At 41.1% G+C, this 21493-nt stretch carries 20 protein-coding genes; 11 read left to right on the forward strand and 9 right to left on the reverse strand.

Translation table 11 applies throughout. From position 1 onward, the window contains the following. Positions 1-45: 45 nt before the first annotated feature. The 8 genes from Phpb_RS16355 to Phpb_RS16390 form a co-directional block, all read right to left on the reverse strand. Positions 46-1056, reverse strand: coding sequence for a fimbrial protein (locus Phpb_RS16355; RefSeq protein WP_065391263.1), 1011 nt, complete (start codon positions 1054-1056; stop codon positions 46-48). A 261-nt stretch (positions 1057-1317) separates the two neighbouring features. Beyond that, positions 1318-2286, reverse strand: a complete 969-nt coding sequence (locus Phpb_RS16360; RefSeq protein ID WP_065391264.1) for a fimbrial protein — start codon at positions 2284-2286, stop codon at positions 1318-1320. Positions 2287-2313: 27 nt separating this feature from the next. Then, a complete protein-coding gene (locus tag Phpb_RS16365) occupies positions 2314-4821 on the reverse strand; it encodes a fimbria/pilus outer membrane usher protein (RefSeq protein ID WP_240492589.1) in 2508 nt (835 codons plus the stop codon). A gap of 23 nt (positions 4822-4844) precedes the next feature. Further along, on the reverse strand, positions 4845-5513 hold the full coding sequence (locus Phpb_RS16370; protein WP_065391266.1) for a fimbrial biogenesis chaperone: 669 nt from the start codon (positions 5511-5513) through the stop codon (positions 4845-4847). 56 nt (positions 5514-5569) lie between these two features. Continuing rightward, positions 5570-6094: a fimbrial protein gene (locus Phpb_RS16375; RefSeq protein WP_065391267.1), complete on the reverse strand. Its 525-nt coding sequence runs from the start codon at positions 6092-6094 to the stop codon at positions 5570-5572. Between the two features lie 1211 nt (positions 6095-7305). After that, positions 7306-8289, reverse strand: coding sequence for a glycosyltransferase family 9 protein (locus Phpb_RS16380; protein WP_065391268.1), 984 nt, complete (start codon positions 8287-8289; stop codon positions 7306-7308). A gap of 357 nt (positions 8290-8646) precedes the next feature. Continuing rightward, entirely contained in the window at positions 8647-9384 is a 738-nt protein-coding gene (locus tag Phpb_RS16385; protein WP_065391269.1) for a hypothetical protein, read from the reverse strand. A 288-nt stretch (positions 9385-9672) separates the two neighbouring features. Then, positions 9673-10569, reverse strand: coding sequence for a LysR family transcriptional regulator (locus tag Phpb_RS16390; RefSeq protein ID WP_065391270.1), 897 nt, complete (start codon positions 10567-10569; stop codon positions 9673-9675). Positions 10570-10826: 257 nt separating this feature from the next. On the opposite strand from Phpb_RS16390, the gene Phpb_RS16395 reads away from it, so the two are divergent. Next, positions 10827-11864: a tail fiber protein gene (locus Phpb_RS16395; protein ID WP_065391271.1), complete on the forward strand. Its 1038-nt coding sequence runs from the start codon at positions 10827-10829 to the stop codon at positions 11862-11864. Next, entirely contained in the window at positions 11865-12290 is a 426-nt protein-coding gene (locus Phpb_RS16400) for a tail fiber assembly protein (protein WP_065391272.1), read from the forward strand. It begins immediately after the preceding gene. Between the two features lie 263 nt (positions 12291-12553). Here Phpb_RS16400 and Phpb_RS16405 read toward each other — a convergent pair whose 3' ends face one another. Beyond that, entirely contained in the window at positions 12554-13090 is a 537-nt protein-coding gene (locus tag Phpb_RS16405) for a hypothetical protein (protein ID WP_065391273.1), read from the reverse strand. Between the two features lie 948 nt (positions 13091-14038). Here Phpb_RS16405 and Phpb_RS16410 point away from each other — a divergent pair. The 9 genes from Phpb_RS16410 (at position 14039) to Phpb_RS16445 (ending at position 21492) form a co-directional block, all read left to right on the forward strand. Then, complete coding sequence (locus tag Phpb_RS16410) at positions 14039-14923, forward strand: ParA family protein (RefSeq protein WP_065391274.1); 885 nt, start codon at positions 14039-14041, stop codon at positions 14921-14923. Continuing rightward, positions 14916-16295: an SPI-7-type island replicative DNA helicase gene (gene dnaB-PI, locus Phpb_RS16415; protein ID WP_065391275.1), complete on the forward strand. Its 1380-nt coding sequence runs from the start codon at positions 14916-14918 to the stop codon at positions 16293-16295. The genes Phpb_RS16410 and dnaB-PI overlap by 8 nt, the downstream gene beginning before the upstream one ends. After that, positions 16292-17272, forward strand: coding sequence for a ParB family protein (locus tag Phpb_RS24565; RefSeq protein WP_082302614.1), 981 nt, complete (start codon positions 16292-16294; stop codon positions 17270-17272). Before dnaB-PI ends, Phpb_RS24565 begins: the two co-directional genes overlap by 4 nt. After that, a complete protein-coding gene (locus tag Phpb_RS24570; protein WP_082302615.1) occupies positions 17269-18030 on the forward strand; it encodes a hypothetical protein in 762 nt (253 codons plus the stop codon). The genes Phpb_RS24565 and Phpb_RS24570 overlap by 4 nt, the downstream gene beginning before the upstream one ends. Next, a complete protein-coding gene (locus Phpb_RS16425; RefSeq protein WP_065391276.1) occupies positions 18023-18274 on the forward strand; it encodes a TraR/DksA C4-type zinc finger protein in 252 nt (83 codons plus the stop codon). The genes Phpb_RS24570 and Phpb_RS16425 overlap by 8 nt, the downstream gene beginning before the upstream one ends. A 63-nt stretch (positions 18275-18337) precedes the next feature. Next, positions 18338-18928, forward strand: coding sequence for a DUF2857 domain-containing protein (locus Phpb_RS16430; RefSeq protein WP_065391277.1), 591 nt, complete (start codon positions 18338-18340; stop codon positions 18926-18928). Continuing rightward, complete coding sequence (locus Phpb_RS16435; RefSeq protein WP_041379952.1) at positions 18925-19188, forward strand: ParE family toxin-like protein; 264 nt, start codon at positions 18925-18927, stop codon at positions 19186-19188. The genes Phpb_RS16430 and Phpb_RS16435 overlap by 4 nt, the downstream gene beginning before the upstream one ends. Then, positions 19172-20443: an STY4528 family pathogenicity island replication protein gene (locus Phpb_RS16440; protein WP_240492590.1), complete on the forward strand. Its 1272-nt coding sequence runs from the start codon at positions 19172-19174 to the stop codon at positions 20441-20443. Before Phpb_RS16435 ends, Phpb_RS16440 begins: the two co-directional genes overlap by 17 nt. A 329-nt stretch (positions 20444-20772) precedes the next feature. Further along, positions 20773-21492 carry a PFL_4669 family integrating conjugative element protein gene (locus Phpb_RS16445; protein WP_240492591.1) on the forward strand — a complete coding sequence of 240 codons (720 nt, stop codon included), beginning with the start codon at positions 20773-20775 and terminating at the stop codon, positions 21490-21492. Position 21493 lies beyond the last annotated feature (1 nt).

The raw sequence follows: 21493 nt of genomic DNA on the forward strand, positions 1-21493 counted from the left end.
GTTGATTATCCTGATAATAAAATATCCTACAGTCTATACTTAATATCACTCATATTGAACGGTAAAATGTGCTATTGCGTTAGCTTTTCCACCGGTTATTCTATCATCGGTTTGGTAATAGCGGGCAGTGAAAGGTAAATTATAACGAGCATTCCTGTCAGAATGACCGACGACAAATGGTTTTCCAATAGGAACGGGTGTTCCCATATATAAGATTTGCACACCAACCCCTTTTGCTGTATTCGCTGCATTAGCTCTGTTTAATTGAATAATACTCTCTGGGGCGCCATTGATTGTTCTTGCTGAAAATGTAATGGTAGGTTCGATTTTTTCTGTACATTCAATGCTGATATTAAAATCAGCATGGCCGGCAGTTGTTCCTTTTCCTTTAAACGAAGAACTATAAACATCATGAAATCTAACGGTTTGATCGCCAGATAGCGCCATGCAGCCTTGAGCAGTAACATGATATCTTGTTTTGTTTCTTATTGTTATTAGACGGATGCCGTTCGATGTTTGTAATAGGGAAATTATTCCAGCATGTAATGATCTTCCCGATTTAATTGCGCCTTCTTTATAGAGATAAACATCAATATCACCGATATCTTTCCAGGTGATTTTTTTCTTTTCTGGAGGATAATAGATATAACTTCTGCCATCCATTGTGGGATATTTCATATTATTTAAGTTACCGGTAGAAGCAACAAAATATAAATAGAGATTATCTATACCTGTTGTTAATTTTCCGGTCCCATGCTTTGTACTACCGGCCATGCTAGGATAAACACTTTCACCAAAAACCAAATATCCGTTGTCATCACATGAAAAAATAGGATCATTTATATTTAGCCCCATACTGCTAGCTAACTGTTCAGCACTAAATCTGGCGACATGAATACTTTTAGTGTTTGATGTATTTAAGTTTAATTTAAGTGAATTTAAATCAAAATATACAGTGCCGCTACTCGTTGTGGATTCTGAGATGCAAGCAGCATGTACTTTATTGATATTAAACAGTAAAACAGCAGAAATTAATAACCGTAAATAAGATTTCATATCTATGCCTGTTGAGATTTATTCTTAATTACTGACATCGAAATTTACTAATAACGCAATTTATTAATAATACAACGAAGCGAGAGTAGCGCCATTATCTTCCCGATATAATTTATTAGTGAAATTAATATGGCAGCTTTGTTTAGTGTCTAAATCAGGCCTTAATTCTGCTGTATTATTAACATCACTGAGGAAAATGTCTCTTGTTTCTCATGTTATCGTGATGTTAATAATTTAAGTTAAATTATGTGGTTTGTAAAGCTATTTGTATTCAATTGTGAAATGAATTGTTGCATTAGCTTTTCCGCCGGTTACTTTATCATCTATTTGGTAATAGTGGGCAGTAAGCGGTAAATAATAAAGATCTTTTTGACCTGTCCATTCAGTTATATTAAGAGGTGTATCCATATCAACAGGATTATTGTTATGTAACAATTGAACGCCAATACCTTCGGCTGTTTTTCCTTCGCTGTATTGATGTAGTTTAACAATACTATTTAGGCTTGGGCTTACTACTTCTCCTGTGAACTTAATCGTGGGGATATTTTTATCTTTACATTGAATGAGAATATCAAAGTTATTACGACCAGCAGTAGAGCCTCTCCCTTTAAATGAAGAAGTATTAATCCTGCCAAATTTTATTTCTTTATAGGGTGTGGATGTCATACAGCTTTGACTGCCAATTATATTTTCCTTATTATATTTTATATTTATTAATTTTTTACCATCACTTGTTGATAAAGAAGATATAAACCCTCTTTTTAGTATGGAGCCTGATTTGATATCACTCTCTTGAATAAGATTAATTGTTATTTTACCAATATCTTTTAAAGTTATTTTTCTATTGATGCCATCATGAGAGCTACCCTTCATATCTCCATCATAAGATATAGAAAAATATAAATTATCTACACTGGTTTTTATCCAACCACTCTCTTTGGCGAATCCTATTCTCCCTGATGTTGTTTCGAAAGATATATCTTCATTATTATCACAGTTAGCAATGGGTGAATCGGCTTTAATTCCTATTTTGTTAGCCAGCTCCATAGGACCGTATTCAGCGATGATAATAGGTCTTCGAATATTAAAGTCTGCATTGATAATTTCATTTATCTCAACATTTAAATCAATTGCTTTAAAATTCTTGCTTAATTTACATGAGGCAATTGATTTTGTAACATTGAATAATGTTAATAATAATATTGCTAATATAATTAGTTTGTTTCTCATACTTTCCCTGAATAAATACTACTTTAATTACTGACAATGCAATGAAGTCAGAATAATACCATTAATTTTTTGATATAATTTACTATCAAATTGAATATGACAGTTTTGTTTATCGCCTAAATCGGCTGTTAATTTTGCTGTGTCACTCACACCACTGAGGAAAACTTCTCCCTTTTCATTCACCATACCATTAACGCCATTTGGACCCGTAATGATTGTGCCGAATGGAAGTTTCTTACCGTGATGTTGTAAAGTTAAAAATACTCGATGACCAACACGAATAGAATAATCCGCCAATACTAAAGCCCCCTTGGTTGGAATGACCTTAGTGGTTGGATTATCAATATCTACGTCATCACCGAATGTATTGGTATCAAGAGATAACATATTTTCCCGATATTGCGATATATAAGGCACAACGGTATATCCTCGCCAATCTGTACTGATAGAGGTATTATTCAGTACCTTGGCATTGGTTGCTCCGGGGGCACGAATTAAAGCACTGGCGCCGCTTTCGCTAATATTTTGCGCCAGGGTAACGCCATAGGGATGGGCAATAATCGCTCCCTCTAATCCATAATTAACCCGCTGATTTTTTCTATGATCAGTAGTGTAACCTACATTAATTGAACCATATGAACCTCGGTAATATAAACTGGCGGCATTACCTGATTCTTTTTCTTTCTCAGATTTTTCATAACTGTAATTTTGAGAAATAGTATAGTTCAGATTCTGTTGTTCCAGTAAAGAGCCGGATAATGTCATTGAATGCTGGCTGCTACCATTGGTGTTATAAGAGGTATCATAATCTACCGATGCACTATGATTATTTGATGGCAGCCATTTATCCAGAGGAATACTGATATTGAATGATAACACTTGATCGTTATTAATGTTTGAACGATTACGGTGGTAATTATAGCTCAATGACAAAGAGATATCACGAATATTAGTATTATAGGACATAGAATATGACTGATTCTTACTGGTTTTATCTTGCCAGTAATCTTGTTGCCAGGCCGATAATGAAAGACTTCCATATTGCCCTAAGCTTTGGCCCATTGTTATTTGCATCCGGTTTTTAGGCGCGCTATTTCTGTTATTATCCGTAAATTGGTGGTTATTATTGGTATAGTTATTATAGGCATAGTTATTAGCATCGCTAAAGCTGTAATAACCATTGGTATTATAGCGATAACCCGCCAATGTCACCGTTGTATTAGTTTCAGTAAAACCTTTACTGTAGCGTATTTGATAAGATTGCCCGCTTTTCTTTTCTCCATTTGGGAAATGAGTTTCTGCATTGGTGACATCGATTGATACCGCGCCAATTTTTCCTAAATTATGTCCTAAACCTAATGCATGACTTTGATAGTCAGAAGAAACAATAACTCCACCATAAATGGTGGTGCTATCCCATAACCCATAAATAGCTTCTGTCTGAATAAATCTTTTTTTACTCGCCTGTTTGCCACCGCTGAATTTACCAATATTAGCAAAATATTTTATTTGGCCGGAACGGATCATCAATGGTGAGGCAGCAAAGGGCTGAGTAAATTTTCTGACATTGCCATTCTCTTCATAAATGGATATTTCCAGATCACCATTCAGGTTACTGGGGTAAATGTCAGTAATTTCAAAAGCGCCGGGTGGAACAAAAGTTTGATAAATAATATTATCTTTCTGGTGCACTTCTACTCTTGCGTGAGTCATCGCAATACCGCGGACAACAGGTGCAAACCCTTGTTGGCTATCTGGCAACATTTGGCTATCAGACATCAATTTAATGCCATTAAAAGTGAAACTATCGAATACCATGCTATCGGTGGATGTTTCGCCTAATACCAGTCGAGATCTCAATGGACGAATATCCCGTTCAGCATAGGCTTTAAGCGATTTCCATTCAGATGTTGTACCGGTATGGTTGTAGTAACTATTATGGCGAATTCGCCACGGACCTAAATTAAAGCCACTACGTAAATTCAGATATTGATTCTGTTCACTTTGATTTTTATTCCAGGATTGCATTCCTGTTAAATGATAATTGGTGAAAAACATAGGCAGACCATCGTCCCATTGATCAGGAGAGATATCTCCCCTGATTTGCGATCGCATGGCAGCTTGCGGAAAATTCAACATCAGCGTCAGAGCGCTTAAATCCAGTTCTGCTGACGCCTGTTTAATATATTTCTCAGGTTGAGAAATAATCTCTTGTTCAGCAAGGGATGCTAATTCAGGGAAGCTTTCGATTTTTACCCCAATTTCTTTCAGTAAACTGATAGATAATTCAGGGCAAAGTTTTTCGCCACAGTCAATAAAGGATAGGCTTTTAATACCAAGATCCTGTTTGTTGACGATGACGTTAACTTTATAGACGCCTGGAATGTGAGAATCTGTTTTTGCCAAACTCTCCAGATTAATATTTTCTCTGTCTTCGTCTGATAATTGTAATGCATTGATATCGAAATACAGCTCTGCATATGCCGGCAACGATAAACAACAAATCATTAAAGCAAAACTAATTACTCTTTTCACAGTACACTCATCAGACAATATAATTAGAAATTAAACCGGCGCTCTTCTGTTGTGCCACCGTAATCATTGATAGCAGTCAGAGTCACGCTTTTTATGCCATTTTGGGCTGAAAATACCTTATGACTAAAAGGGGGAATAAATCCGGGTCTGGGTATTAATGTTCCGTCAATTTTCATCTCATTAAGATTAACGTAATAAGCCGTGGGGTTAGTTAATTGGGCACCATTGGCATGACGTGATGCTTCCAAACGATTAATGGCATCATTCGCATCGTTATCAGATAGCCCGGATGGACGATAAATCAATTTAATAATGTTTTTTATCGTGATGATCATCTTGCTATTATCATTTTTTTCAACTGCCGGAATCGCATTGACATTGAGTAGAAATATCGATTCCCGATCCGCTGGCAGATGATTGCCGATATATGAAACACGAATTTGGTGTTCGCTCTCTTTCGACATTTTAAACAATGGCGGGGTAATAACGAACGGTACTTTATTTTGACTGGTATCGGTATTATCTACCCACGACTGTACAAGATAAGGTCTTTCTGTGTCCGAATTGGTGATAGAAATTGTGGCTTCTTTTTGTGAGCCATTATAGATTAGGCGAGTTCCACCTAAAGTAATCCCTGCTTGTACTTGTCCCATAAAAAGGACAAGCAAAAAGGGAGTAATAAAGCGAAGCATTTTTACTCCTTTAGTTGTAAAAATATATAATTATATTAAAGATGTTTACTCTATGATTATGGGTATACGATTGTGAATTTGATATCTTTATTTATCTTATTTGGTGTAATACTAGTATTTGTCGAAACTAGTTTTGCTATGAATTGCATATCGGTATCAGTATTTCTTGTTGCTGTTACAAGTCCTGTAGCATATTCTTTTGGTCTTATTTCAGTTGTACCATCTGCTCTGAATATTTTAATACCTACACCAGAAACTCCTGAACCGAAAACATTATTATTATTGGTATCACGATCCCCATCAAAAAAGATACCTAGGGAGCCTGCTACCTGACAGTTTTGTAAGGATATAGAAAAATTTTTACTTACAGCAACTGTATCTACAGCATTTCCAAATGCGCTTTTTGACAACGAGCCGAAATTTACTTCAACTTCTTTACCTGCTGTTCCTGCGGCTACTGTACATCCTTCATTAATAATAGTACCTCGGAATTTAATTGTTCCATCATAAGATAACGCACTGAAACTACTGAAAATTCCTAATGCTGCTACTAAAGAAACCAAAATAAAATTCTTTTTCATTTAAAAATACCTTACCTTAATAAATATGTGTTTTAGTCCTGTCTATACAATAGAAATATACATCCAACCATTATTATAGTTTAATGGTTGATGATATCATTAAAGTCATTTTTATCATGGTAATATAATGCAATTGCATTTTTAACCATTTTTTATATATATCTTTAATTTATCCTAACTTAGTCACTGTTTCTCACCATGTTATAGTCTGCCTCATCTATATTCATATTATTGATAATAATGTCTGATATTAATTTCTTTCCAGAAAAGAGTTGTTTTATTCTCTAAAATATCATTTATCGTTATAAATCTATTATTCGTGTTGTTAATAATGATTCTTATTTTTATTAAGATATCTAAAATCCTACGACACGAGAAGTCCCGCATTAATAGCAAAATTCTTCTAATGTATTGCTAATAACGTAGTGAAAAGTGCTTATAGGCAAGGTGCATAGTACATATGGATAAATTCATCTTCACTATTTTTGTTGAAATGGGAATTCAATCGATATTAATAAAAGTAATCTATTGCTACTCAACGCAACACACTAATATCTTACTCAAAGAAAGTGAATATTCTGATTGGGCAAACCGTAATATGTAATGCTGCCGCACTAATGATATTAATACGATCGTATAAACTGCCATCTTAACCACAGTTAAGACAGCGAGAATTTCTTCTTATTTTTCTTAGAATTCCAAGTTGATTTCCAATCCAGAGTTTAGAGTTTCTTCTTTGTTTTTGTTTTAGGTCTATTTCTCACTCGACGGAAAACAGTATTAACTAAAATATGATCTTTTTCAACAACTTAAACAAAAAAATAGTATTTTTTTTGCAATTAATTAAAATTTCTTTCTATTTCATTGTGTTATAAGATTAAATTAATCGATTGATTAAGTTAATTCAATCAAGAAATAGTAATGATGTTTATTTAATGTCTTATTTTTCATCATGATATAAATTAGACAAATTGATTCATTTTTGTCTTATTATTAGTTCGGATATTCCATTGCTATTAATGTGACTGTATATTTCATCGTCAAAATCATTAATCACAGTTTTAGTCATGGAAGAAATTAACCGGGATTAAATCGCGGCGTTAACAGATGTCAATCTATGTGGTGTATACATTTAGCGTTTCTGTCTGATGGATTGGCATCGAAACAGTTAACAAGTTACTGTGCATTCGCATGAGTAAATGCAAATAACTTTACCTACAACTTGATTCGGATAATAAGTGTGTTTTTTCTGAGGAGAGCAATTTAAAAACTGCCTGATAGATATCTTTCAGAGGAATATTGTTGACATTTTGGGGATCATAAAGTGTCACACATTGGTTTTCAGAAGCAAGGGGAGCCCAATTCTCCGGCTTAGTGACACCATAGAGAGCCACCAGTTTTTTGTCTAATGCGGCGGCTAAATGGCATATTCCACCATCACCAACAATGATCAGATCTGTGCTGTTGAGAAGTGACAAAAAAGAGTGTAGTGATTGACATTCGACTATCTGAGTTTGGTCTCCTATCATTGCAAGTAACTTCTCAGCATGTGATCTGTCATGTCGAAGAGTGGAGATAATAAATCTCACATCTGGAAAATGATTTCTAATTTTCTGGGCAATTAATGCTATCCGTTCATGAGTAATACAGCTACTTTGCCGATTATTTGAGACAGAAAATAGGATAGTGGGAGAGCCATGCTGTTTGATTGGTGACAAATATTGAGATGAAATTTTAGGGAGTAACTCAGAGGACAATTTGTTTATTTCAGAATCAAATGTTTTTAATATTTTGAGTGATTGATGGTATCCCTTAATATATTGCGGGTAGGTTGAGTAATTGATTAGCTTTCCATGCCATTGATGTGATTGTGTTACAGCATAACGTTTTTTGGCCCCTAAAAGCCATAAAAATAGGTTATTCAGTTTCATGGGAGTGGGTTTTGCTGAAATAGCGATATCAAAATGTAATTTACGCCATTTCAACGCGGTTCCCAGAGTAGTGATATATTTATTTCCTTTTGGAATAATGTGTGTAATTATTTCTGGACAGAGATAATCGGCTAATTCATTGTTGTTAGGTTCGATAAATAGCTGAATCTCAGCTATGGGAAATTTATATTGTAAATATTTGATTAATGGCTGAGTACAAATTAAATCACCAAGACCATTACGGCGTAAAATTGCAATTTTCATTTGTTGTTAACTAACATATGGACAAATAGTGCTAATAATATTGTAATTTTCGATACCTTGAAGTGATTATGGTAACTTTTGTATCCGCGAATTGCATACCGTAATTAATACGGAAATTCTTGGAATCGCTTACATTGAACTCGTCATAATTGGGGAACAGCGTAATTTGCTCTCCTTATGGATATCCACTTGTTGATGGGTGATTCGATATCGATTATCTCTGTTTTCTGTTTTCTGTTTTCTGTTTTCTGTAGGCTATTGAGGTGTCCAGAATTACCGAATCATCACAGCCTTCTGATATAGATTTCAGAAATAACAAACCGGTTGTGCATGAAGCGCCAACCGGAAAATAGGCTTTTATTTTACTAGTTTCGGGATATCACCGCTGAAATCAATCCACGGGTTGGTGCCCAGCATCTCTGTATCATCAACACTTGGTTCGTCATAGCGCATAACGAAATGCTTCGGCCCGTGGGCAAATGCCACGAGTAGTCCATCCTTAGCATCCAGGAAGCCAGCATGCATTCCGAGTCCGGGATAGCTAAGACGCCAGGCGGGATCGCCAGTTTCCACGCGTCCTATCGATAGCTTTGCAATCTCTCCGTCCGGCAGACGGAAGAACCAGGTCCACGGGCCGCCAGCCACAACCGTCATGACTTCATCAATACCCATCCCGTCTTCAGAGCTGTTCACGTGCAGTTTGCCGAATTTTTCGAGAACGGTTTTTCTGGCTTCAACCGAAATTGCTTTCATATCGTAGACCTTGGGATAAGGTGCGACACCTATTTCCGATATCGACAGAAAACCGCCGCGGTGAGCTTCCGGCTGGCGGCCAGCCAGACGGATTTGCTCCAGAAGTTCTCCGCGGTGTAAAGAAAATAGCGAAATCAGTTTCTCGCTCTCTTCTCCAGTGAGCGCGCGCGTTTTTGACACTTCAAGAATCGGTTTGGCTTCTTTAGGGATCGGAGCTGTACTGACTCGGACGCCGACGGAAAATAAAATCTTGTTGATATTCTCAATGCCAACGGTTGGTTGACGTCCATCAAGATAAGACAGGACAAGATTTTCTGATGCTGAAATAACGGAATTGTTCATATCTACACCCCAATTTTGATGTAACCGGTAAATTCATCTGCCAAACCGAGTATAGGGAGATGGATAGTTTATTAAAATGCCTATTATGTGAAAATATTGTGCACTGATAGTAAACAATTTTAATCCCTCGCTGATAGGGCCATTACTTTTCATGACCAGTTTGCTTGGCGTTTATTTCAATCGGAAATTTGCTACTTAAGAGATTGTCGGTATTCAGGAAAAGTAAAAATGAAGATAGGGCGAGTGCTGTGATTTTGTAATCAAGCGTCCGTTAAAATCACAAGATATTCAGCAAGTTTCATCCAGTGCATTGACAAGGAAGTCGATAAAAGCCCTTGTCTTGATAGAGCGTTCTTTATGAAAGGGTTGTATGGCATACAGTGCCTGTGTGTCCGCTTCCCATTCAGGAAGCAGTCTGACGAGTTCGCCTGACTGTAGCTCATCAATGACCAATAATTCAGGCAGTAAAACTACGCCGTGTCCAGAAAGGGCTGCCTGTTTGAGCGCAAGTCCGTTATTCACCACATAGGTTCCGGGCTTAAGGTCAACGACTTTCACATCATTTTGATTGTGAAACATCCAGCGTCGTGGAGAAGAAGATAAACTGTAGATAAGGCAGTTATGAGAAGCGAGATTTTCAGGGATGAGTATTTTTTCAGAAGCCTCAATATATGCCGGTGAGGCGCATAAGACTCGGGGCACTTTTATCAGCTTTCTGGAACGAAGGCTGGAGTCGCTCAGTTCACCTCCCCCACGTATCGCAACATCTATTCCATGCTCAATAAGATCGGTATATTTATCGCTCATGACAACTTCGACAGAAATACCGGGGTGAGCATGTATAAACTGGCATATCAGTGGATTTAATACCTTGAGTCCTATAGACATTGGAATACTCACTTTTATCGAGCCTGTCAGAGTGTGAGAAGTTTTCATAACTGATAAGTCAGCATTCTCAAGTTCATCCAAGATGTTGCATACCTGATGATAGTAATTCCTGCCACTTGCGGTTATATGCATGCTTCGGGTCGTTCGGTTAATCAGGGGGCTTTTAAGATGCTCTTCAAGCTCATTGATGTTCTTACTGATAGCAGCCTTGGATAAGCCTAGATCTTGGGCGGCGGCTTTGAAGCTGCCTAATTCCACAACACGCCGAAAAACGTTGATTGCTCTTAACTTGTCCATAAGCGCCACTGTTGAATGAGTTTAACTGACAGGTGTATTAATAAACAGAGATAAACGATTGTGTTTGATCATATGTTATTTTATGTCATTCTGTTATCGAAATATGCAACTCACCAAATGTTAACCAACGAAATTTAGTCAAGTCGTACTCTCCAGTGTTGATAAACCAATTTTATTGATGTTTACAGGCGGAGAAGTATCTCCCCGCCTTCATGTTACTTAGCAATGAGTATTGTTGATTAAATGAGGGAATAAATATGAGCACTCAAGATAAAAAAACTGAGATAAAAGCCTTAGAAGATAATTTAGTAGTAGTACCAACACCTGAATATGTTAAAGATTCAATCAAAAGCGCGATTGAAGAGCACGCACAGAGCAGGAGCCACCCTTACGCAACATTGGAAGATAGAGGGTTTGTTACTCTAAGTAATGATGTTTGTAGTGATAGTGAAACTCATGCGGCAACATCTAAAGCAGTGAAAGCAGCATATGATCTGGCAAATATAGCTAATCAAAACGCCATTAGAAATAATGCTAATTTCTTGGAGAAAAAGCAGAACGGGGCGGATGTTCCTGATAAAGCGGAGTTTGTGAAGAATCTCGGATTACGGGAAACTGTGGAACTGGCGAAAAATTCGGTGCCTAATAGCAGGAAAATTAATGGAAGGGCACTGACTAATGATGTCTCTTTGAATGCTGCTGATATCGGAGCAATGAATGCTACCAGTTTGGGAACCATTGGAAACGGTAGTCGGTTTAGTGATTATGTATTGAGTGGATTCTATAACGTAACTGTTTCAAATCCGTCTTCCGTCCCAGATTTTCCGCTGCTTTCCGCAGGATATTTATACGGAGATGGAATTTTGGAAGCATTGAATGGAGGTAACGTTATTTTCCAGCGTTACACATCTCATCATGGACAAGAAGCCGTTCGGCAATCTTGGGATAAGGGAAACACATGGGGTGGGTGGGTTAGCCAATTGGTTAGAAGTTCAACACTTTTGGAACCGTCGGGATGGATTCAAGATCATAACACTGGGGTCATTACGGCATGGACGACAGGTGAAATCGCGACAGCAGAACTTTCAATGCAGGTTCCGTTACCAATAACTTTTCCAACAGGTATTTTAAATGTTCAGGTGTCAACCAAAGTACCTAAATACGACGTCTACTCTGACGGTTTTTGGCAAGTTATTGATTGGGATAAAGCATCAGTCACTGTGGAGCTGCAATTAGTTGCATCTGGTGCATATAATCGTCAATATCAACCTATGATTTATGTTGTGGGGTATTAAATGAGGTATATTTATAGCCCAAAATCAAATTCATTTTATCCGGTTGAACTAAAACAGCGATATATGGCTTCTGACTCATGGCCTGAAGATGGTATTGAGGTAAGTGAGAAAATTTATTTAGAATTCGCGTCGAATAGTCCACCGGTAGGAAAGCGCCGTATTGCCGGCTCTGATGGGTTACCCGCATGGGGTGATATTCCTCCTCCATCTCAAAAAGAACTGCAACGTTCGGCAGAACGAAAAAAGCAGCATCTGATGTTACAGGCCGCAAATACTATCGCACCGTTACAGGACGCCGTTGATTTAGAGATTGCTACGGATAAAGAACAAACCACACTAACTGAATGGCGTAAATACAGAGTTCTGCTCAGTCGAGTTGATTGCTCAATTGCCCCTGATATCGTATGGCCGGAACAACCAAAGTGATGACAGGGGATGTAATCGCAAACGTCGTTGTTATTGATCTCATACTAACTCTAGGCATGGATATGTGACTGCTCCCTGCCGAAAAAAACGTATTGCAGGGGAAGCGAAAATAGCACTCTGTCGGGGAATTAAACGGGGTTAATGATTATGATTCATGATGAAAGGAACAAACCCCGTTATTTTCAACGAAGTTTGTCAGCGGTCTGAATGGTTGTGATTTCTCACAGCCATTGTTTTTGCATCACGTTGTCAACTCAGTGCGGTCAGCTTGCCGCGCTGCCTGCAAGTTTCTTCAGCTCTGCAAGGATTGCGTTATACAGCTTCCCGACGGTAGCAATATCAACCAGCGCCGCGTCGACAGGGGAAGCGATCTTCCTGTCTTCCGGCTCTCTTTTTCCCCCTCCATAATGGATTGTCGCCACAGTTTTACTGTCCGGTGAAAGGCGGTTGCACTTGCGAAACGTATAGTGATCGCCTCGCGCAGCTTCATTATTGAACAGGTACCGTTCAGCGGTGGGAGGCGCTTTTGTTACCAGGAGCACTGTACCCGCGGCGCTCAATGTGACGATCAATCCACATGAGTTCCACAGTCGGTTGTGCCAGCGGGGCTCATAAGCGGGCTGGCTAGGATCTCTAAGCCAACTCATGATTACCGGGTTTGGAGGGATCATCGAACCTCCATCTTTGCCTTCCCCTTCAATGTCCATGAAGGCGTAGGCCGCCCCCCCAGTCGTAGTGCCGTAGCGGCACCCGAGATTATTATTATATATGTATTGAGCTTCTACGCGTGTTAGTGACATGACTGTTTCCTGATTGTATGAAATGGACTTTAGCTGTGTTAGTGGTTTTAATGTTAACTATTATTAATACTATGTGTCGTCGACATCTCTCTTTAAGATTGCTCCCGCTCCCTGTTTGCTGTTGGTATTAGGCTGATGAATGCCCATAGAGAAAGATTTGGTCACTCCGAAAAAGGGAATGGCCGCACTCTATTTCAGGTCTCTTATAACATTACAAAAGGTATAGGATTAAAAATAAAATACGTCAATGTTTATAATGTATTTATTTGATGTAAGCATACCGGCTACGCCGTATTGGCGATAATTGAGCGGTGAGAGACACGTCCTGTAGCAGATGTTTGCCCATTGCTGGTTTTGCTGAAAACATCCTAAGTTCCTCAATCATTGTTTTTTGTTGAGATCAGCAAGACAAGCAAAAGTTCGAAAAAATCCCTCGAATAGACCGAGAGATTTGTATAGGAAAGATAGGTCGCAAGATGGGGAATTTTTTTAACTGATGTAATTTCCCATCACTGATCCTTTGCTGATCAATTGGGAAATCTAAGCAACCGATATACAACATCGTGTTAATTAATTCATTGATTTTGGTTTGGATGGCTTGACAGTTGCAATAGAACTTGTAAGTATTGCGCTCGAACGAAAAATGACATCCGATTTTTCAGATATCCTGAATCTAGAATCCCTTTAATTAACATCGAAATATTGCATGATTGAATAATGCCACGCGATGCATTTTTAGGTCCCAGTATCGAACGCTCATTGAGCTTTTTATCTCTCAATCAACGCGTTTTGAATTGGTGCCCGGAGGCGGAATCGAACCACCGACACGAGGATTTTCAATCCTCTTGCTGAGATGTTAGTGTTTTGTAATCAATGCGAGAATTTTGTAATTAAGATACTGGGTTAGTACTTTTCATATTTCGAATTACTTAAATTCGAGTGTGCAAAATGAAGATACTTCCCGTAATTTCTCCTAAAGGTGGCGAGGGTAAATCCACACATGCTGCCAACTTAGCCGGTTTTCTTGCTGATGCCGGATTCAAAACTCTCCTTCTTGACGCTGATTATTCTCAACCCACTTCAAGCAGTATTTTTGCACTTGAGTACGAAGCCCCTGCTGGTTTGTATGAGCTTCTTATGCAGACTGTTGACCTGGGTCAGAAAGACCAGATTATTTCCCGTTCGATGATAAATAATTTGGATGTCATTATTTCCAATGATCCTGATGAACTCCTGCCTACGGCCATGCTTCATGCTCCCGACGGACGTTTGCGTCTGAGAAATATATTGCAGCACCCTCTGTTCAGCCAGTATGACGCTATCATCATTGATTCAAAGGGCGCTACCGGTGTGATGGCGGAGCTGGTTGTGCTGACGGCCACTGAATTTGTGTTAGGTGTGATTAAGCCTATTCTGCCAGATGTCCGTGAGTTTCTACGGGGATCGTTGCGTATGTTGACGCGACTACAACCGTTTGAAAATTATGGTATTCGATTACCTTTAATTCAGATATTGGCGAATGGTATTGAAGGCACTAATCTTGACCGCGATACGTTGAATGAACTGGCCCATATTATCGAGCATAAACGTTACGATACGTCCTCTCTCGGTGGGCGAAGAGTATACCAACTGCTGAAAACCCGTATCGATCTGTTGGATATTTATAAGCTGGGTCACGTACGTGCCCAACCCGTTCACCGTCTTGAATACAAAACCTCCCGTAAAAGCCCCGCTGCCGCGCAAACAATGTACTGTCTGGCCTGTGAGTTGTTCCCTGAGTGGCATGAACAGTTTGATGCACTGATGGCGAATAAGGGGGCGAAGAATGCGTAACCCTTTTTCTTTACCGGATGGCATTGAACAACCGTATTCTTGCGATGCTGAACAAGCCGTTCTTGGTGGGCTGATGTTGGATAATGATCGATGGGATGAAATCGTACTACTGATACATGCTGATGATTTTTTCCTGCCCGCTCACCGACGGATTTATGGCGCTGTTGCAACCATGTTTGCGGCCAATTTGCCTGTTGATGTACTAACGTTGTCTGAAATTTTAGAGCAAAAGGAGCAGCTAAAACAGATTGGGGGATTTGCCTATTTAGCTGAACTTGGCAAAAACACACCGAGTACGGCAAACATTGTTGCTTATGCGGAAATTATTCAGGCGAAAAGTCGCTTGCGTCAGTTGATAATGCTGGGAAATGAGATGAGCGCTCAGGCTGGCCATCCTCGTGCTGATTTTACTGACATTACCGAAATGGCTGAGCAGCGTTTATATACGCTGTCTGAGCAGAAAGCTGTGCGCCAAGATATTAGCTTGAAAGAAGGGCTGGGTTTGCTGATTGAAAAATTAGAGCAGGCCAATGGCGGTAATGGGATAACGGGTACGCCGACAGGTTTTAGTGAACTGGATACAAAAACCTGTGGTCTTCAGCCGGGCGACCTTATCCTGCTGGCCGGTCGGCCTTCTATGGGGAAAACCGCACTGGCACTGGCTTTCTGTCTGAGCGCACTGGAGAGTGCCCCTGATGCTGTTGCTCAGATTTTTAGTCTGGAAATGCCGATGGATCAATTATTGATGCGTATGGTGTCCATGTTAGAGCGTGTTCCGCTTGAACGCCTGCGCAGTGGATTAATGGATGATGAAGATTGGGCACGGGTCAGCAGAGCAATGGAGACGCTAATTCAATGGGAAAATCGGCTGATAATTGATGACAGCAGTTATCAGACTCCGGCTTTATTACGCGCCCGTGCTCGCAGAAATGTGCGCAAATACGGTCGACCGTCATTGATTATGGTGGATTATCTGCAACTTATCCGAAGCCCGGAGCAGGAAAACCGAACCCAGGAAATTGCAGAAATTTCCCGTAGCTTGAAAGCACTGGGTAAAGAATTGGGTTGCCCAGTACTTGCGCTTTCACAACTTAATCGTCAACTAGAGCAGCGTACAGATAAACGTCCTAATAACGGTGACTTACGGGAATCGGGGGCGCTAGAGCAAGATGCTGATCTGATCTTGTTTGTTTACCGGGATGAAGTGTATGACGCCAATACATCGGATATTGGGGTAGCTGAAATCATTATTGGTAAACATCGCCAAGGATCGATTGGAACAGTCAAGATCCAGTTTGATGGCGCCTGTACCCGGTTTAGTGATCTTACAGAGAGGTATTATGATCTTGGTGCTGGAAGGGGAAATATATGAGTAAGCATAAAACCTCTCTCAGTGATGCAATACTTCAACGTGGCAAAACACCACAATCACTAACCAGTACTGTTGTTTTGCCTATGGCAGAAATGCCAATGGTATTAACGTTGGATGAATTACAGCCAAACCCGGATAATCCTCGCCTCAGCCGTAATCCCCGTTTTGACGATATTAAAGCTTCTGTTCGTGCCAGAGGACTGGATTCTGTACCGAAAGTGACGCGAGATCCGGAAGACAGTGGAAATGTTTACATTTTCAGTGATGGAGGCAATACCCGTTACCAAATCCTATGTGAATTATGGAAAGAAACGGGTGAGGAACGTTTTTTCCGAATCCCTTGTTTGTTTAAACCCTGGCCAGGTCGATTGCAGTGTGTCATTGGGCATCTGGCAGAAAATGATGTTCGGGGGGATTTAACGTTTATAGAGAAAGCGCTTGGTGTTTTTAACGCAAGTTCTATGCATGAGAAATGTTTGGGAAGACCGGTCTCACAACGAGAATTGACAGATTTATTAAAACAAGAAGGGTTTCCAATATCACAAACCAGCATTAGTCAGATGCATAACACGGTGCAATATTTATATCCTCATATGCCTAATTTGTTGATATCGGGTATGGGGCGTCCGCAAGCAGTAAACATATTGTCTTTACGAGTTGATGCTCAAAAAACCTGGAATAGTTTTTCTTCGGAGGCATCGTGTGGGAAGGACTTCGATTCAGTTTTTGGTGAGGTATGTCAGCGCTTTGATAATCCTGAACTCTATTCTTTTGACATGTTACGGGATGAACTGATTGGGGAATTAATAAAAGCTTTGCCACATCCTGCCCTTAATTATGATCGCTGGTTATTGGAGCTCGATCCTAAAGAGCGAAACCGTCGTCAGTTATTTGGTGAGCCCCTCCTATTGCTGAACATTTGCGCGATGCGGATAGACAAGCCGCTGAAGTGCCTGAAAAGTCGGTACCTCTTGTGACTAAAAGCGCTGCCTGCGTTTCGGCAGTGGAACCTGGGTCACATGGGGATGTTATCGAATGTCAGGAAGATAAAAAGACTGAGGAATATGAAGCTTGTCCGCCCAAACCGCCCAAAGTTGAAGTTCAGCTTGATGTGTATGAAACTCGGCCAACTTTATCCAGTGAGTTATCGACAATACAGGATAAGGAAGATATTGCGCCTTTAGTATCAGCACCTTTATCGCAGATAGTTCCCTCTACTTTTAGTGAATTGAATCACTGTCTTCCAACACCACCACAGACTTCATTATTAACAGAGCCTACGCCGTCTGATGGATTGAGTTTTGCACAAACTGGTCTGGAGCCAGTGAGTGATATCTGGTCTATCTCACCGGTACGAGATGATATTGAGCATTTACAAGATATGGCGTTTCGTTTGGCATTCGAGTTAGCCGAAGAAATGGGAGGAGCGGATGAGCTTGAGGAAGCTAAAGATACGGCCTGTGAAGTGGGTTATCGATTAGCTTATTCCCATACGGCATCACGTTTTGTACAGGTGCTGTTGTCGTTGACGGGGGAGAGTGACCATAACGGTGAATTGGCAGATACAGGTATAAGCATGTTGGGAACCTGGTTTGTCGGGTCTGACAAGGATACTCCAGTATTGCCTGATGTCGCGGTAGTGAAATTTATGCGTCTTATTCGGGTGTTGCGCCGGTTACGTGAACTGCAACGTGAGTTGTCGGTAGTCTCAGCAGAAGGGAATTGCAATGTCTGATGATATTGATGACACGAGGGCTCAGGTTGTTACCGCGATGTGGCTGGAAGAGCAGATCGCTGTTGTACGGCGTGAGATGCATACCGGTAGGGTGTCACTGAAATATTGTGAAGGGTGTGGTGATCGGATTGATGAGCAACGTCGGCAGATTTTGCCGGGGGTCCAGTTGTGTGTTGGATGTCAGGAAATTGCTGAGCATTGGGAACAGGTCAGACGTATTACCGGAGGTCATCGTGGTGGGTAAGTTCAGATCTTATGTGTTTCAATTTTGTTCAGACGTATCGTATTGCATTGAGAGAGGTGCCTTATGAGCCAGATATCCCAGGTAACCAACGCCTTGTTAACTCAACTGGTCATGGAGTTGAAATCGGGTTATCTCCGTCGCTGTGAAGCACTGGGTTTGATGGACGAAGAAATGCGGATGTTACACAGTTTGACTGTGGAAGACTTGCATTATTTGATGAATAGCCCGGTGTCAGTCCTTACGCTGCGTATCCATCATGAAAATTTTGCGTTAATGCTGCAACAAGCCCGACGTGAACAAAAACGTCTGCAACGTCTTGATCGGGCATTGATGTTAGGGGGCTCAATTGAATTGATGCAACACTACTTTGGGTTGACTTCTGTTGAGGTGAGTTCCCGTCGTCGTATGTTAGGGATTGAAGCTCGCCAGGGTCGATGCCTGATGCTGACAGATAAAGACAGTGCTGAGGTCTGGCGACTGTGGAAAGCGCATGTCACTGATCTGGATAGTGCGGATGGGCTGGGTGTGATGATGCAGGCCGCTGAACAACTGGCAGTGTCACTGACGGCAGTCTGGAATGCTGTACGTGGCTGGATTGAAGACGAAAAGAACACAGTAAAACCTGAAGTTGGTCAGGGACGGCAAGACAGGTGAAAAAGACAGAGATCACTCAGGGGTTGCTGGCCCCCTGTTCTGTACCACTCGTCTATAGAAAGAAAGCGGTAGAACAATTGAAACGTTATCGACAGGGTAGCAAAAATTACACTCGGATCAGAGCGAAAGGCAAAGGTAAAGTTTCTCATCGTTGCTTAAAAATTGATATTGGCATGTTTTGGCGGTTGTTAAGTCGTAACGGAGGACGAGATTGGGAAATGATGACACATGAGCGGTACAACAATGAAATCTGGAAATAACACACGGAAGGCGCCTTTGTCCTCTGATAGCCTCATTGCTTTTACGTTGGAGCAGATGAATGCACGACTGGCAGCGCAAGCTGAGGGTGATGAAAAAAAACAGTTGCGCAGTGGGCTGTTGTATCTGGGGAACGTGCATGATGCTATTCCCCGTCAGTTAATTCTGGATACCCGATTATCTCCGCTCGATAAGATGGCCTGGATAATGATACGGCTGTATGCACAACAAAATGCGGGAGCGGTCTTCCCTACCTATGATGAACTGCAATTGCAACTGGCCTCTCCATACAGCGGTAAAGCCTCCCGGGAAACCGTCAGCCGGGTATTGTTGATGTTGCGAATAACCGGCTGGCTAAGTTTGTGCAAACGCGTCAGGGATGAAAAAGGGCGTGTGAAAGGAAACATCTACGCCCAGCATGATGAGCCTCTGACATTTCATGATGCTGAAGCGCTTGATCCCAACTGGCTGGACACGGTGGGGGAGGCGTGTCGCCACAAAAACCGGGTGATTAGTCAGACTGCCTGGTCAGTATTGATGGAAGTTAAAGATGATCCGATGATGCGGCATCGCCGTTCCCGAATTGCTTTACTGGAAAATCGGTTAGGTCAGGTACAAACGCCGCAGCAAATGGCGGCGCTACAGGCTGCATGTTTACCGGGTTCGGAAACCGAACTTAATCAAAAAGGTCGGAACAGACCGGGTTCGGGATCCGAATTCAGTACAGGAACAGGAGATGATAACCCGAATTCGGCAACCGAACTCAGTCTAAAATCAACGAGTTACGACAGAGTTCGGCAACCGAACGGTTACGTACGTTATTTCACACACAGTGTGAATAAAAATACGTACGTAGCCCCATCGGATGGTGACAACCCGATTGTTGAGCATTTGTTGCCTGTAGCGTTACGAAATCAGCTCTCTGATGACGACATCAGAATGCTGACGGAACAACTCCAGGCACTTCCGTCTGATCAGAGGCATTTGGTGTTAGATAGCCTGCGAGTTCCATTGAAAAATGGCTCGTTAAAAAATCCGGTGGGTTACCTACTGACACTGATGAAACGTGCCAGACAGGGGGAGTTGAGAAGCCCCGGCACAGCAAATCAGGGGGAAAACCCCGGCATGAAAAAGCCTGTGCCTGCCAGCCGTCAGAAAGACAGACCTGTTTTGCCAGAGGTGCAAAGAAAGGCCAATCCTGCCGTGATGAAAAAAGTGATTGCTGAAATCCGGCAGAATTTTATGAAGAATAAATAAGCGGATACGATATCCACCATATCACTATGAATATGTCGCAACAGTCATGCAGTGAAGGAATAAGCGATTTTTCAAATTATGGTTATGTCAATAAATATGAATGAATTTCAATGGGATACTTTTTTGTGTTGTTGAACACTGTGCTGAGCAGACTTTCCCATGTTATCGGATTGCCTGACAGAACGACGGGCACAAAAATGGCTACTTAGGTCGTGATTAGAGTCTAATCATTATGGTTATGGGATGTTAATCAGGTTTTTGGGGTGAGCAAAAAAGAGTTTTGAATTGTGGTCACAGCCTGATAACGCAACTATCTCAGCGATATCCTTATGTCACAGAGAGAATGTACCATGATTGAAACTAAAGAGACACATGCTGTTCGCTCAGGCGCACTGCATTCCTCATTTACCATTGAGTTGCATACTCATTACGCTATTAGCCTGTGGAATGGCCGCCGGGATGAAAGCAGCAAAAAGAATAAACCGGTGATTATTAGCATGCCGCGATTTTTCTCACTAGCCGGTCGGATCAGCCAGGATTCCCTGATAGATAATCCGTATGCCGATATGGCGATGTTGGCACTGGAAACTAAGCTCGCTTCTGCTCATGACCAGATGCAGGCGGCGTTAGCGGAACTGGCGGCTACACTCTCGGGGATACCTGCTCAGATCCATTTATCTGAGATTGCCTCTGTCGCCCCGCTCAATATTAGTGTCTACAGTCGCACGCCTTTAGGTTACCGCTGTGTCTGGTTATTAGTAGGCTATGATCAACTGGTGATGAAAGCCTTGCAGGCGCACCACTATGCGCTGATTTCCCGTCAACAATGTGACGGGTTTTTAAAAAAGGGGGGACATTGGGTACGCCAAATCTACGGTGCTGTCCAGCCGTACCGTAGTTTTGCTGTTACTCGTGACGATATCCTTTCCCAAACCCCTGTCGGCAGGGAAGCTATTACCCGTTTGGGGCTACCGGATGAGGCTGTTATGCGGGGCGAAAAACGTTCTGTTTTTTCTCCTGCATTAAAAAGTACGGTAAAGCAGAAATAAG

Origin of the sequence: Photorhabdus namnaonensis, assembly GCF_001684335.1 — a bacterium.
GTDB lineage: Bacteria > Pseudomonadota > Gammaproteobacteria > Enterobacterales > Enterobacteriaceae > Photorhabdus > Photorhabdus namnaonensis.

Coding starts and splice junctions, on each gene's coding strand:
- Phpb_RS16355 (WP_065391263.1), bottom strand. CDS start 1,056: ATGAAATCTTATTTACGGTTATTAATTTCTGCTGTTTTACTGTTTAAT.
- Phpb_RS16360 (WP_065391264.1), bottom strand. CDS start 2,286: ATGAGAAACAAACTAATTATATTAGCAATATTATTATTAACATTATTC.
- Phpb_RS16370 (WP_065391266.1), bottom strand. CDS start 5,513: ATGCTTCGCTTTATTACTCCCTTTTTGCTTGTCCTTTTTATGGGACAA.
- Phpb_RS16375 (WP_065391267.1), bottom strand. CDS start 6,094: ATGAAAAAGAATTTTATTTTGGTTTCTTTAGTAGCAGCATTAGGAATT.
- Phpb_RS16380 (WP_065391268.1), bottom strand. CDS start 8,289: ATGAAAATTGCAATTTTACGCCGTAATGGTCTTGGTGATTTAATTTGT.
- Phpb_RS16385 (WP_065391269.1), bottom strand. CDS start 9,384: ATGAACAATTCCGTTATTTCAGCATCAGAAAATCTTGTCCTGTCTTAT.
- Phpb_RS16390 (WP_065391270.1), bottom strand. CDS start 10,569: ATGGACAAGTTAAGAGCAATCAACGTTTTTCGGCGTGTTGTGGAATTA.
- Phpb_RS16395 (WP_065391271.1), top strand. CDS start 10,827: ATGAGCACTCAAGATAAAAAAACTGAGATAAAAGCCTTAGAAGATAAT.
- Phpb_RS16400 (WP_065391272.1), top strand. CDS start 11,865: ATGAGGTATATTTATAGCCCAAAATCAAATTCATTTTATCCGGTTGAA.
- Phpb_RS16405 (WP_065391273.1), bottom strand. CDS start 13,090: ATGTCACTAACACGCGTAGAAGCTCAATACATATATAATAATAATCTC.
- Phpb_RS16410 (WP_065391274.1), top strand. CDS start 14,039: ATGAAGATACTTCCCGTAATTTCTCCTAAAGGTGGCGAGGGTAAATCC.
- dnaB-PI (WP_065391275.1), top strand. CDS start 14,916: ATGCGTAACCCTTTTTCTTTACCGGATGGCATTGAACAACCGTATTCT.
- Phpb_RS24565 (WP_082302614.1), top strand. CDS start 16,292: ATGAGTAAGCATAAAACCTCTCTCAGTGATGCAATACTTCAACGTGGC.
- Phpb_RS16425 (WP_065391276.1), top strand. CDS start 18,023: ATGTCTGATGATATTGATGACACGAGGGCTCAGGTTGTTACCGCGATG.
- Phpb_RS16430 (WP_065391277.1), top strand. CDS start 18,338: ATGAGCCAGATATCCCAGGTAACCAACGCCTTGTTAACTCAACTGGTC.
- Phpb_RS16440 (WP_240492590.1), top strand. CDS start 19,172: ATGAAATCTGGAAATAACACACGGAAGGCGCCTTTGTCCTCTGATAGC.
- Phpb_RS16445 (WP_240492591.1), top strand. CDS start 20,773: ATGTCACAGAGAGAATGTACCATGATTGAAACTAAAGAGACACATGCT.